The sequence below is a fragment of the Olleya sp. R77988 genome (assembly GCF_044594215.1).
Taxonomy (GTDB): domain Bacteria; phylum Bacteroidota; class Bacteroidia; order Flavobacteriales; family Flavobacteriaceae; genus Olleya.
In genome coordinates this window covers 253,724-266,752 of record NZ_CP138988.1, presented here as the reverse complement: position 1 = coordinate 266,752, position 13,029 = coordinate 253,724, and the positions used below count along the sequence as shown (strand labels likewise).

General features: G+C 31.2%; 11 protein-coding genes. 5 read left to right on the top strand and 6 right to left on the bottom strand.

What is annotated here, in order from left to right; translation table 11 throughout:
* Positions 1-7 precede the first annotated feature (7 nt).
* Together SJY17_RS01240 and dnaG are read left to right on the top strand one after the other, a co-directional pair.
* Positions 8-304, top strand: coding sequence for a hypothetical protein (locus SJY17_RS01240; protein WP_397363629.1), 297 nt, complete (start codon positions 8-10; stop codon positions 302-304).
* A 110-nt stretch (positions 305-414) separates the two neighbouring features.
* The gene (dnaG, locus tag SJY17_RS01235) at positions 415-2,373 is read left to right on the top strand and encodes a DNA primase (RefSeq protein WP_397363627.1); all 1,959 of its coding nucleotides are present in this window, start codon (positions 415-417) and stop codon (positions 2,371-2,373) included.
* Here dnaG and SJY17_RS01230 read toward each other — a convergent pair.
* Positions 2,368-2,991 (bottom strand): response regulator, encoded by a 624-nt coding sequence (locus SJY17_RS01230; protein WP_397363626.1) that lies wholly within the window; start codon positions 2,989-2,991, stop codon positions 2,368-2,370. The genes dnaG and SJY17_RS01230 overlap by 6 nt on opposite strands.
* Before the next feature lie 102 nt (positions 2,992-3,093).
* Positions 3,094-3,882 (bottom strand): NAD(+) synthase, encoded by a 789-nt coding sequence (gene nadE, locus SJY17_RS01225; protein ID WP_397363625.1) that lies wholly within the window; start codon positions 3,880-3,882, stop codon positions 3,094-3,096.
* Positions 3,883-3,973: 91 nt separating this feature from the next.
* On the opposite strand from nadE, the gene gldB reads away from it, so the two are divergent.
* A complete protein-coding gene (gene gldB, locus SJY17_RS01220) occupies positions 3,974-4,936 on the top strand; it encodes a gliding motility lipoprotein GldB (RefSeq protein ID WP_397363624.1) in 963 nt (320 codons plus the stop codon).
* The gene (gene gldC, locus SJY17_RS01215; protein WP_397363623.1) at positions 4,936-5,268 is read left to right on the top strand and encodes a gliding motility protein GldC; all 333 of its coding nucleotides are present in this window, start codon (positions 4,936-4,938) and stop codon (positions 5,266-5,268) included. The genes gldB and gldC overlap by 1 nt, the downstream gene beginning before the upstream one ends.
* 3 nt (positions 5,269-5,271) lie before the next feature.
* On the opposite strand, the gene SJY17_RS01210 is transcribed toward gldC, so the two are convergent.
* The 3 genes from SJY17_RS01210 to SJY17_RS01200 all read right to left on the bottom strand — a co-directional run bounded on the left by SJY17_RS01210 (position 5,272) and on the right by SJY17_RS01200 (position 10,023).
* Positions 5,272-7,629 carry a T9SS type A sorting domain-containing protein gene (locus SJY17_RS01210; protein ID WP_397363622.1) on the bottom strand — a complete coding sequence of 786 codons (2,358 nt, stop codon included), beginning with the start codon at positions 7,627-7,629 and terminating at the stop codon, positions 5,272-5,274.
* 96 nt (positions 7,630-7,725) lie between these two features.
* Complete coding sequence (locus tag SJY17_RS01205; protein WP_397363621.1) at positions 7,726-9,522, bottom strand: DUF6029 family protein; 1,797 nt, start codon at positions 9,520-9,522, stop codon at positions 7,726-7,728.
* 21 nt (positions 9,523-9,543) lie between these two features.
* Positions 9,544-10,023, bottom strand: coding sequence for a TlpA family protein disulfide reductase (locus SJY17_RS01200; RefSeq protein WP_397363620.1), 480 nt, complete (start codon positions 10,021-10,023; stop codon positions 9,544-9,546).
* 143 nt (positions 10,024-10,166) lie between these two features.
* On the opposite strand from SJY17_RS01200, the gene SJY17_RS01195 reads away from it, so the two are divergent.
* Positions 10,167-11,255 carry an Omp28-related outer membrane protein gene (locus tag SJY17_RS01195; protein WP_397363619.1) on the top strand — a complete coding sequence of 363 codons (1,089 nt, stop codon included), beginning with the start codon at positions 10,167-10,169 and terminating at the stop codon, positions 11,253-11,255.
* 70 nt (positions 11,256-11,325) lie between these two features.
* On the opposite strand, the gene pruA is transcribed toward SJY17_RS01195, so the two are convergent.
* Positions 11,326-12,954 carry an L-glutamate gamma-semialdehyde dehydrogenase gene (gene pruA, locus SJY17_RS01190; protein ID WP_397363618.1) on the bottom strand — a complete coding sequence of 543 codons (1,629 nt, stop codon included), beginning with the start codon at positions 12,952-12,954 and terminating at the stop codon, positions 11,326-11,328.
* Positions 12,955-13,029: the final 75 nt, after the last annotated feature.

The following is a 13,029-nucleotide window of genomic DNA, read 5'->3' as shown; positions in this document are numbered from 1 at the left end:
ACATAAAATGAAAAAACCAGATAATTTAAAACGTATTATTGTAGATTTTAAAAAATTGACACCAGAAATTTTAAAACTATTAGTTGATAAATACCCAGAAGGTTATGATGACGATAATATTATCAAGTTTAGAAATGTTAAAAATGAATGGATTGAGGCTGTAGAAGTAACAACGATTGATACTAAATACCTAGTTAAAGTAAGTACTAAATTGGTAAAAACTATGGAGAATTATGAGGATGATTTTAATGATGATAGTTATGATTCAGACCAAGATTCAATAATTGAGCCAATTGAAGATTAAAGTGATTCTTTAAAAATTGTTTTTCAATTTTAAAACTAAAATTATCAGAATTGAAAAACGTATAATTTTGTATTACTTTTACATTCTAACACTTCAATAATAAAAACACATTGATTTCTAAATCCTCAATAGACCAAGTATATGAAACTGCCAGATTGGAAGAGGTTATTGGTGATTTTGTTCAGTTAAAAAAAGCAGGTAGTAATTTTAAAGGATTAAGTCCATTTTCGGACGAGCGTTCACCAAGTTTTATGGTGTCTCCAGTAAAGCAAATTTGGAAAGATTTTTCAAGCGGAAAAGGAGGAAACGTCGTTGCTTTTTTAATGGAGCATGAGCATTTTACTTATCCAGAAGCTATCAAGTATTTAGCTAAAAAGTACAATATTGAAATTGAAGAAACTGAGCAGTCTGACGAGGAAAAGCAACAACATGATAAACGCGAAAGCTTATATTTAGTAAGTGAGTTTGCTAGTAAGTATTTTCAAAATACATTACAAAACACAGATCAAGGAAAAGCTATAGGATTAAGTTATTTTAAAGAACGTGGCTTTACACCAGAAACCATTAAAAAGTTTGATTTAGGGTATAGCTTGGATCAATGGAGTGCCTTTACAGACGAAGCCTTAAAAAAAGGGTATAAGCTAGAATTTTTAGAAAGTACAGGATTAACAATTGTTAAAGAAACCAAGCAGTTTGACCGTTTTAAAGGTCGTGTTATGTTTCCTATACAAAGTATGAGTGGTCGTGTTTTAGGTTTTGGAGGACGTATTTTAACTAACGATAAAAAAGCTGCTAAATATTTAAACTCTCCAGAAAGTGATTTGTACCATAAAAGTAAAGTCTTGTATGGTATTTATCATGCTAAACAAAGTATAGCAAAAGAAGATAATTGTTATTTGGTTGAAGGATATACAGATGTTATTCAGTTTTATCAAACAGGAATAAAAAATGTGGTGTCCAGTTCTGGAACAGCCTTAACCAGTGATCAAATCAGATTAATTAACCGTTTAACAAAAAACATAACAGTACTTTTTGATGGTGATGCTGCAGGTATACGTGCCTCTTTAAGAGGTATAGATTTAATCCTTGAGCAAGGGATGAATGTTAAGGTGTGTACGTTTCCAGAAGGCGAAGATCCTGATAGTTTTGCCAAATCAAATACCTTAGAAGAGCTTACAGCTTATCTAGAAAGCAATGCTAAAGATTTTATTCAGTATAAAGCTTCAATTTTATATGAAAGCGCAAAAAATGATCCTATAAAAAAAGCCGAAACCATTAGAGATATTGTAACTAGTATTTCTAAAATTCCGGATAGAATAAAGACAGAGATTTATATCCAAGAATGCGCCAGAATAATGGATATTAGTGAAGAAGTATTGTTTTCTACCTTAGCACAACTAACTAAAAAAGAGCAAAGTGATGTAGCTAAGCAGTCCCAGAAATCAAGCAAAGCTTTTGATGTTATAAAGCATCAACAACCAGTAAAAAAGGTTGATATCCAATATGAATTAGAACGAAAAATTATTGAAATCTTGTTGCTTTACGGAAACCGTAAAGAAGATTTTGAAGACTTAGTTTTAAAAGAAAATGATAAAGGACAACTTGAGTTAGAACCTGTAATACAAGAAGCTAAAGTCTTTGAAAAAATATTTTTAGACTTGCAGGAAGATGAGATGGAGTTTTTAAACCCACAATTTAAAGATATTTATTACACTATCATTGATGCATTAAACCAAAATCCAGATTTTAAAATTGAAAGCTTAATTAACACTATAAACCCAATTTTAGCTTCAGAGATTACTTCTATCTTAATGGAAGATGAGCGTTATGCGTTAGCAGATTGGGAGCGTAATAATATTTTCCCTAAAACTAAAACAGAAACAGTAGCTCAATTAGTAAGCGAGACTATTTTAACCTTAAGATGTTTTTTAATAGATCAAAAGGTTATAAATTTTCAGAAAGAAACATTAGCAGACAAAACTATGGTAAACAGAGAAATCCTTGAAGAAGTCAAAGATTACTCTGGTTTAAAAATGTTATTGTCTAGAAAATTAAATCGCGCTTTATAAAGCTAAGCTTTTAGCTTGATTTACTAAATCTATAAGATTAGTTACATTAAGTTTTTTCATTAAACGCGCTCTGTAAGTACTTACAGTTTTTTCGTTAATCTGAAGCTCTTCAGCTATTTCTTTATTACGTCTTCCGTTTGATAAAAGCTTTAAAACTTCAACCTCTCTAGTAGATAATTTTTTGTAATAGCTTTTTTTACCTGAAGATTTATCTAATGCGATTTTTCTAGAAAGACTTGGGCTAAGATAGACTCCACCTAAATGTACTTTCATAATTGCATCTTTTAACGTTAATAAGTCTGTAGACTTATGGATGTAACCGTCTGCACCAGCTTTAATAGTACTTACTGCGTAAACCTCTTCTTGTTGTGCGCTATATATAATTACTTTAACTTCTGGATGTTCTTTTTTAATGCGTCTTAGTACGCTAATTCCATTAAGTTTAGGTAAATCAATTTCGCAAAGTAAAATGTTTGTAGTGTGTTCTTTAAGTGCGTCAAAAATGGCTTCGCCATCTGCAACTGTTTTGATAATTTTAATATCACGCGAACTTGCAAAGACCAACTCTAATCCTTTTGTAATTATAGGATGTTGATCCGCAACCAATAGTTTAACCATGGTCAATTAGTTTTTTAAATGCCCTTTTAATAAAAAAAAAGCACGAGTTATAGAATAATAATAGCGTGGTAAAGGTAAATAAAATTATAATATATATGACATTTAGATTAAATCTTTAGGGATTTCGCATACAGGTATTGGATTCATTTTATGTAAATTGCTGGAATTGTAACGTTTAAATATTTTGAAGACTTCTTTTTCTCTTCCAGAAAAATCACTTTCACTTTTACCTTCATCTTTCATTTTCATTGCCCATTCTAATTCTGGATATGATGCACCAATCTGGTCTTCGTCACTTCGTGCATCACCAAATAGTCCATCACTAGGTGCAGCTTTCATTATGGATTCAGGAACTTTTAAATGCTCTCCAACTTTATAGACTTCACTTTTAAGTAAATCTGCAATAGGGCTTAAATCCACTCCACCATCTCCATATTTAGTGTAAAAACCTACACCAAAATCTTCTACTTTATTTCCTGTTCCAGCAACCAATAAACCTAGTAAACCAGCATGATAATATAAAGTTGTCATACGTAAACGTGCACGTGTATTTGCTAAAGCCATATCTACAACTGCTTGTTTACCATCTAAAGACACTTCGGTTTTAAATTCTTCAAAAACAGGTGTTAAATCAGAGATAATACCTTCAACATTTGGGTATCTTTTTTTAAGTTGTTCTATATGCTCCTGTCCTCTGGATACATGACTTGCAGGTTGGTGGATAGGCATCTCTATACATAAAACTTTTAAACCAGTTTCGGCACATAATGTGGATGTTACAGCACTATCAATTCCGCCAGAAATTCCAACAACAAAACCATTAACTTTTGCGTTATTAGCATAATCTTTTAACCAATTTACAATATGTTTTGTAACTTTTTCTGTTTGCATAATTAAAGAGTTTTAAACAAAGAATAGTACCTTTGCCAAACAAAAATAAAGTAAACCCTTTATTAATAAAAATTAAGAGGCCTTAAGTTTTATGAGAGTATTCATTTTTATTGTATCCCTATTTTTTGTGTTGTCTTCTTGCAAAGACGATAATACATTAGAAAACGACATTGCTAAAATTGATGTTGACGTAACTTTAGAGCGTTTTGATATCGCTTTCGCGGAAGCTAAGCCAGAAGATTTACCAAAGCTTAAAAAAGCTTTTCCATTTATGTTTCCAAAACAATATGATGATGCTTTTTGGTTAGGTAAAATGAAAGACACCTTACAGTTAGAGTTAAGTAATGAAACTATTAAAAAGTTTCCAGAACTTAAAAATGAAACTAAAGACATCAAAAAATTGTTTCAACATATAAAGTATTATTTTCCTTCATTTAAAACACCTAGAGTTATAACTACTACTTCAGATGTCGATTACAGAAACAAAGTTATAGTTACTGATACCATTGCAATTGTAGAGTTAGATACCTACTTAGGGAAAGATCATTTTTTTTATGAAGGTTTACAAACCTATATTGTTGCTAACATGAAGCCAGAGCAAATTGTGGTTGACTTAGCTAATGCATATGCTAAAAAGCAAGTGTTAAATACAAAACGAAAAAACTTGTTGGAAGAAATGATTTATTTTGGAAAACTATTGTATATAAAAGATATAATCATTCCGTTTAAAACAGATGCAGAAAAGATAGGTTATACACAAAACCAATTAGATTGGGCTACAGTAAATCAAGAGCAAATGTGGCAGTACTTTATAGAAAAAGAATTACTATATAGTACAGACTCTAAATTGCCTAATAGGTTTATAAACGATGCACCTTTTTCTAAATTTTATCTAGCAGAAATTGATAATGAATCACCAGGTAAAGTTGGACAATTTGTTGGTTGGCAAATTGTAAGAGCTTACATAGCAAATAACGATGTAACTTTAAACGAGTTACTAAATACACCAGCACAAATTATTTTTAATAAAGCAAAATATAAACCAAGACAATAATGGCTAATAATACCTCAGAAATTACACTAAAAGTTAAGTTAGATGAGAACAAAGTTCCGGAAAAACTAAATTGGACAGCTCAAGATGGAGGCATTACAAATGCAGAAGCTAAAGCTATGATGTTATCCGTTTGGGATAGTGCTGCTAAAGAGTCTTTACGCATAGATTTATGGACAAAGGATATGCCTGTAGATGAGATGAAAATATTTTTTCATCAAACATTAGTAGCAATGAGTGATACCTTTAATAGAGCAACTCAAGACGAAAAAATGACAGCAACAATGAAAGATTTTTGCGACTATTTTGCCGAAAAATTAGAGCTTAAAAAGTAGATTTTATTTTACTACTATTTTAAATCGAGCAATTGAACTCTCTAAACGAGAAATGTCAAGTAAGTACAAACCACTAGCTAGTTTAATAGGTATTTCTGTGTTTTCAGAAATATCTTTTGTAGTCTTTAAAATTGTTTTTCCAGAAACATCTATTAATGTAATAATGGCATTTGAGTAATTTTTTGTACTTCTAATTTTTATAGTTTCTTTTACCGGGTTTTGTAAAATACTAATTATGTTGTCATTAAAAGTAACAGCGTTTAAAGTTGGCGGATTTATTTCGTCAATTGCAAAAGCTACATTAGCTTGAGTTAATGTTACATGTGCCTCATTAGCATCTGGCATGTACCAATTATCAAAAGGTGTAACATCGTTTATAGCTCTTGCAGTAATAAGGTTATTTGGTGTGTGATACCAATTAACTTGGTTGTTTGTTATTTCTAAAGCCATACTACTTACACTAGGTATAAAATTGAAGTAATCGATCTCTAAAGCACCAAAAAAAGTATTAATTAAAGGGTCTGTACCAAAACTACCAGATAAAGCACCAATATCAAATAAACCTCCTGAAGCTGCATCAATACCATCTGTATAACTAAATGCTTCTCCATTTGCACTTGCAGTTAAATCGCAAAAACATATAAAAGGCGCATCAATATATAAATAACTTATCTGGTTTGTATTACCAGCAGTTGGTGTAAACCTTGATTTAAAAGTAGCATCAGTTAATAATGCTACATCAGGAATAGTGACATCCAAGACTTGTCTGTCTGGTAATATAGAATTGTTTGTTTTGTCTGGATACCTTGCGTTGATACCGCTACCATTTATCATGCTTATTTTTCTTAAGTTTTCCGGATAACCAGAAGGTGTTAAACTATTTAATCCATTAAAAAATATATCATGATAAGGATGTGTTATTGGAAGCTTTAAATTGTTATCAAAAGCAACGTTGCTTCCGTTAGCTAAATGTGATTCAAATTGATCAGTAAGCATTTGTCTAGCTGCTGCAGATTTTAAAAAATCATTAATTAAGGGTTGTACAGCAACAATACTTTGGTCACCAACTAAACCACCTAGGTCTAGACCAAAAGCCATATAGTTAAATAAGTGTTGAAACCCAATTGGAACATTAGCACCTTGGTGTGGTGAATCAAAACTAATCCATAAACGTGTGTCATGATCTGTATTTTGATTTTCCATATAGTTTAATGCATATCTAGATATTAATCCTCCCATACTTGGCCCAATAATAACGTTTTTTTCTGTGCCTACTTTTTGCGAATTAATAGTGTTTATTAACTCTATTAGCAACATTGCATTACGTTCAATAAAATCCGCTCCACCATCAATTATTACATTGTCAGAAGCTCTAGTATAAACCGGAAAGTTTAAAACCACAATATCAAAACCTTCTAGTCTCATTTGATCACCAAGGTTAGAAACTGTTCCGTTATTGTCAAAGTTTAATAAATCGTAAATACTTAAGATGTCTCTTGTATCTCCTGGATCAAAACCATCAATTACAAAAATAGGTTTGTCTAATATGTTATCACTGCTTAAAAACACATCGTATTCTCCAGTACCAACATCATTATTAATTCCGTAAGGTGTCAGATTTGGTGCAATAGTAGAGTTAAATGTGGTAACTGCACGATTAAAATTAGCGTTTAAATCTTCAGCAGAATTACTAATTTTTAAAGTTGAATAACTTTCAAAAATTTGATAATTTGATAGTGTTATTTTTGTTTTTATCGTTTTGTTTCCAGCTTCAGAATAAGATATAGAAATTGGTGTGTTGATAGATATTGTTTTATATCCAGAGTTATCTCCAAAATCAATTTCAATTTTTGAAATCGTTTTACTTGTAGTATTAAAAATTTGATCTTCAGAAAGAATAAATTTTGTGGTTAACCCTTTGTGATTTGAGGTTAATGGTGCGCAAATAGATAATGTGCTTTTTTTGTAAATTGAATTTGAGCCTGATACATTTATTAAATTTTGATCAGCATCTACAGTTAATCTTCCATCTGTAAAAGCTTCTGGTAGGATGGTTGAATAATCTGAATGTAATACTGCAAGTGGAATAATTTTCTCTAACACCAAGTTTTTAGAGTTAAGTAAATTTAAGTTATTAAATCTGCTTTCAAAATCGTTTTGACTAATTATTTTAAAAGCTTGTTTAAATGAATACACACTATTTGTATTATTCTGAAAGTCGTCAATATTAAAAATTATAGAAGTAGGAATTAAAACTGATGTTTCTAATTGTGTTCTGTCTAATTTTTGAAGCTTTTTATTTTGTGCGTTTATACTTAAATAAATAAATAAAAAGAATAAAATCAAATAGTTAGTTTTCATGATATGGTTTGGTTGATGTATAAATATACAAAATACAAATAAAAAAAACCTGAAAGTATTTACTTTCAGGTTTTTAATATTAATAAAAGCTAATAATTAAAAAGCTGTACTTAGGTTTAATGTTAATCCAGTATTTTCTGGAACAATTCTACAAACACCACCAACACATAATAGTCCACCACGTTGTCTTCCGTAATTTAAAGCAATACGTGTTGCTCCTTTAGTATAACTACCTCCTACATTGTAATAATGGGCTTTTGTTTCTGTACTAAACTCGTTATCATTACCATAGTCATAAATGTCTGTGACGTAAAATGCTAAATTTCTACTAGCAACATACTCTAAAGTTCCACCAACCCAGTTTTTTCTATCTTTTTTCGCCCATAAATGTTGACCTTCAACTCTTACAGATCTACCACTACCTAATTTATGTGTTACATCTACAATTGCAACTTGAGATTTAATGTCTTCTTCTCCAAGTGGTCCTCCTAAGGCAACACCTTTGTCAACTATCGTATTTATATATGTAAATATAGAAGACCAGTTTTTAGAATGTTTTTTTCTAACTTCAAAATTAAAATCTCTATTTAAACGCTTACCAAATTTTAAAAATTCTGCGTCATAAGAAGATTCAGCTTGATCAAATGTAGCATCTAATAATGCCCAATATGATAAGTTAGCTGTAAATTTTGTTCCGTATTTACCACCTAAAGTAGATCCCTTTTTAAAGTTATAAAAGACATCTAATGTATTTCCTATTTCACCAGCTTGACCTCCAAAATTTTGGATATATAATGCAGGTTGCGCATTATAGATGTAAATATTTGCTAAAGAATAATCCTGTTGCTTTGTTAAAGTTGGTAAGTAATTTAAGTTTTGCATGTTAAATTGAAACTCGGTAGAATTAATACTTTTTGCGTCACGTTCTGCAGTAGATACCATGTTTTCCATACGTCTAAATGTAGATGTTACACCTAATCCCTTTTTTGTATAACCTAAGGTTAACAAAAGTGCATTTCCATCAAAGTATTTTCCTTCAATTAAATTTCCTCCTCCTGCAAGAGATTGAGGTATAAAAGATACATCTTCACCTTTAATAGCGTATTCTGTTTTAAAATAAACATTACCAAAGTCAGCATCTAATCTAAGAGCGTAAGAGTTAATCATCTCTGGGAAGTCTGTTGTGTCAAATGTATTGGTTGGGTCAAACTCATCTACTGGAGGAGTAAAATCTTCTTTTTTACCAACATAACTTAATCCTAAATTAAGACTGCTTACACCTTTAATTCCTAACCCTTCAGCTAAATTAATATTTGTGTCAAATCCAAAAATATCACTTTCAGAAACATCAAAACCAACACGTTGTTGTCCATATAATCCAGTAATATTTAAATAATTTGTTGGTGTGTACTTAATTCGTCCTCCTCTTAAAGCAGTGTTTAATCCTAATTGTCTTTCTTCAAAAGCACGTAATAATAGACCGTTACCAAATTGCTCATAAAAATAACCTGCGGTTATATCTAGTTTTTTATTTCTAAAATTAGCGTAGTAAGTTGCTATTCTTGTATCATTATATTCTGGATAGTAATTTATTAATGGTAAAGGTTCATAACTTTCTGCTTGTATCCCAACAGTAAAATTGTCTAAAAAACTATAATCTAAACGTAAGTAACTATTTATTCTAATGTGTTCGTTTTTTAAATCAAATTCAGCAATTGGGTCTTCAAAATCTCCTAAAACATTATCGTTTATGTACCATTGCGCATTAGTTTCTAAACTACCAGTTAGGTTATTTAGTATTTTTTTAAATGTAGATTTCTCTTCTTCTTTATTGTCTTGAGCTAAACTTAATATAGGTAGTATTAGCACAATTAAAATTGCGATTTTTTTCATATTTGGTGGTTAGTTAGTTGTTTAAGAGTGCTTCTTAATTTCTTCATATAAATCATCTTCAGATCCTGGAGTGTAACCAGAATGTCTGTAAACAATTTTTCCGTCCTTTATTAATAAGGTTAATGGTACAGTAGATGCTCCTAATTCTCTTTTAAGGTCATTATTAGTGTCTAATAATATGGTAAAATCCCAGGCTTTTCCATTAACTAAAGGTTTTACTCTACTTACTGTTCTTGAATCATCTACAGAAATAGCATATAGTTTAACATTTGTTTCATCTTGCCAATCTGTATATACATCATTTATAGCATCTAATTCATTTTTACATGGCACACACCAGGTTGCCCATAAAGAAACAACTATTAAATCGTTGTCATCAGCAATGCTTTTTAGTGTAGTAGATTCTCCATCAAGAGTTTTGATTTCACTTGTAGGTAAAGCATCTTGAGCTGATAAGTTAAAGCTTATTGTAAAAACTAGTAAATAAAGGAATTTTTTCATTTTTTGAGTATTAAATGTTAAATATTGATAAAATTAGTACTTTTTTTGTCGATTATTTTAATAAATTAATTATAAATTGCAACATCTTAAAAAAAATGCAAGATAAGACTATTCATTAATTATTAACAAAACTTATACCAATTATGAAAATTAAAAGTATTTTAAAAGAATTATTATTAGCAACCTTTGTGGTTTTTGCTTTTTCGTGTGGTTCTGATGATAGTGGTTCTTCTGATGGAGGAACGGGAGGAACGGGAGGAACAGGTGGAACTGGCGGAACAGGAGGTTCAGGATCAACTACAACTCTTACTTTAACACTTAATACTGATCAGGTATGGGTTGGAGAAGGTGTTAATTTTACTGTTAAAGATCAAACGTTTCAAAACTTAACAGCTAGTTCGACATTTTATGTTGATGGTACAGCAATTACTGGTACAACTTTCAATCCAACAACAGCTGGTACAGTTGAGATTTATGCTAAGGTAGGAGATGATCAATCAAATACAGTGTCTCTTCTTGCTGCAGAATCTACTCATACTACTAAAGTGATGATAGAAGATTATACTGGTACATGGTGTGGCTATTGTCCAAGATTAGCAACTGCATTAGAAAATACAGTTAATATGAATGCTAATGTAGTTCCAGTAGCAATACATGATGATAATGAAATGTTATTTCAATATGCTAATTTATTAGAAAGTACATTTGGTGTAACTGGATTCCCTACAGGAAAAGTAAATAGAGTTATTACTTGGAATGAATCAACAAGTCAACCAATAGGAATGTTAAGTACTAAACAAAAACTTGGTTTAGCTATAAATTCTACTTTATCTGGAAATACTATAAATGCAGAAGTTAAAGTACACTATGACTTAGGAGAAGAAGATGAGCAAAAATTAGTGGTTTATTTATTAGAGAATGGATTAGTATATAATCAGGTAAACTATTATAATGGCGATTCTTCAAGTCCATGGTATCAGGCTGGTAACCCAATAGTAGGTTTTGTTCATGATCATACAGCTAGAGCAGTATTTACCGATGTTTTAGGAGATGCTATCCCTTCGTCTGATACTGAAGCTGGAGATACATATACTGCTAACTTATCAATGACAGTTCCTGCAAGTGTTCAGGATACAAACAAATTAGAACTAGTAGCATTTGTGGTTGGTGCAAATAATCAAGTAATCAATGTTCAAAAAGCTAATTTAGGAGAAGATAAAGACTTCGACTAAAACAGTTTTATTACTATAAAAAAACGCGAACCATTTGGTTCGCGTTTTTTGTTTTAAAAAGGTTTTAATTTTACTCTCCTAAAAAAGGATATCTGTAATCTGTAGGAGTTACAAATGTTTCTTTAATCATTCTTGGAGACACCCAACGTTGTAAGTTTAAAATACTTCCAGCTTTATCATTTGTTCCAGAACCTCTTGCACCTCCAAACGGTTGTTGTCCTACAACAGCACCTGTTGGTTTATCATTAATATAGAAGTTTCCAGCACAATTCTCTAAAGCTTTAGTCGCTTCAATAACAGCATATCTGTCTTGGGCAAGTACAGCTCCTGTTAAAGCATAATCACTAGTTTGATCTACAAGTTGTAAAGTTTCAGAGTATTTATCATCATCAAAAACATAAATGGTAATAACAGGTCCAAATAACTCGTCACACATAGTTGTGTATTTTGGATCGTTAGTTACAATTACAGTAGGTTCTATAAAATAACCTTTGCTTTTATCGTAACCACCACCAACAATAATGTCTGCATCTTTATCTGCTTTTGCTTGGTCTAAATATTTAGCCAATTTATCAAAAGAACCTTCATGGATAACAGCTGTTATAAAATTGCCCATATCTTCTGGAGATCCTATTTTAAAAGAATTGACATCTTTAATAACTAGTTCTTTTACTTCGTTCCAGATACTTTTTGAGATATAAGCTCTAGATGCTGCACTACATTTTTGACCTTGAAACTCAAAAGCACCTCTAGAAATAGCAGTCGCTACTTGTTTAGGATTTGCAGATTTGTGCGCAACAATAAAGTCTTTACCACCAGTTTCTCCAACAATTTTAGGGTATGTTTTGTAGTTATGAATATTGTTTCCTATTTGTTTCCATAATTCTTTAAAAATAAATGTAGAACCTGTAAAGTGTAAACCTGAAAAATCTGGACTTGCTAATACAGTATTGGTTATCATTACTGGATCACCAAATACAACATTAATAACACCAGCAGGTACACCAGCTTCTTCAAAAACATCCATAATTACTTTTGCAGAATAGACTTGAGAATCACTAGGTTTCCATACAACAACATTACCCATCATTGCCATACATGCTGGTAAATTACCAGCAATAGCTGTAAAGTTAAATGGAGATACTGCGTAAACAAAACCTTCTAGTGGACGGTATTCAATTTTATTCCAAGCTCCACTTGTACTTTCTGGTTGCTCATGATACATATCTGTCATAAACTGCACGTTAAAACGTAAGAAATCTATAAACTCGCAAGAAGCATCAATTTCTGCTTGATGGATAGTTTTTGATTGCGCCATCATTGTTGCAGCATTTATTCTTGCTCTGTATGGTTCAGCAATTAATTCTGCAGCTTTTAAAAAGATAGCAGCACGATCTTGCCAAGGTACTTGAGACCAACTTTTTCTTGCTTCAAGAGCTGTAGAAATGGCATCGTCAACATGAGATTTTTCTGCTAAATGATATTGACCAACAATATGCTTATGGTCGTGTGGAGGAGACATTGTTCTGGTGTTTCCAGTTGTAACATCCTTTCCGTTAATGTACATTGGCACATCTAAATTGCTATTGTACATGGTTTTATATGCTTCTGATATAGCTTCGCGATGCGGACAACCAGGAGCATAATCTCTTACTGGTTCGTTAACAGCAATTGGTACATTGAAAAATCCTTTTCCCATGATATATGTTGTATTTTAAGTTTGAAAAATAAAACACAAAGTTACGATTTTTTGTTGGGTTATTATCGAGTGATA

What these genes read in the sequence shown, in the direction of transcription:
- SJY17_RS01230 (WP_397363626.1), bottom strand. Translation starts at nt 2,991, where the DNA reads ATGGTTAAACTATTGGTTGCGGATCAACATCCTATAATTACAAAAGGA.
- pruA (WP_397363618.1), bottom strand. Translation starts at nt 12,954, where the DNA reads ATGGGAAAAGGATTTTTCAATGTACCAATTGCTGTTAACGAACCAGTA.
- SJY17_RS01240 (WP_397363629.1), top strand. Translation starts at nt 8, where the DNA reads ATGAAAAAACCAGATAATTTAAAACGTATTATTGTAGATTTTAAAAAA.
- gldB (WP_397363624.1), top strand. Translation starts at nt 3,974, where the DNA reads ATGAGAGTATTCATTTTTATTGTATCCCTATTTTTTGTGTTGTCTTCT.
- gldC (WP_397363623.1), top strand. Translation starts at nt 4,936, where the DNA reads ATGGCTAATAATACCTCAGAAATTACACTAAAAGTTAAGTTAGATGAG.
- SJY17_RS01195 (WP_397363619.1), top strand. Translation starts at nt 10,167, where the DNA reads ATGAAAATTAAAAGTATTTTAAAAGAATTATTATTAGCAACCTTTGTG.
- nadE (WP_397363625.1), bottom strand. Translation starts at nt 3,882, where the DNA reads ATGCAAACAGAAAAAGTTACAAAACATATTGTAAATTGGTTAAAAGAT.
- SJY17_RS01205 (WP_397363621.1), bottom strand. Translation starts at nt 9,522, where the DNA reads ATGAAAAAAATCGCAATTTTAATTGTGCTAATACTACCTATATTAAGT.
- SJY17_RS01210 (WP_397363622.1), bottom strand. Translation starts at nt 7,629, where the DNA reads ATGAAAACTAACTATTTGATTTTATTCTTTTTATTTATTTATTTAAGT.
- SJY17_RS01200 (WP_397363620.1), bottom strand. Translation starts at nt 10,023, where the DNA reads ATGAAAAAATTCCTTTATTTACTAGTTTTTACAATAAGCTTTAACTTA.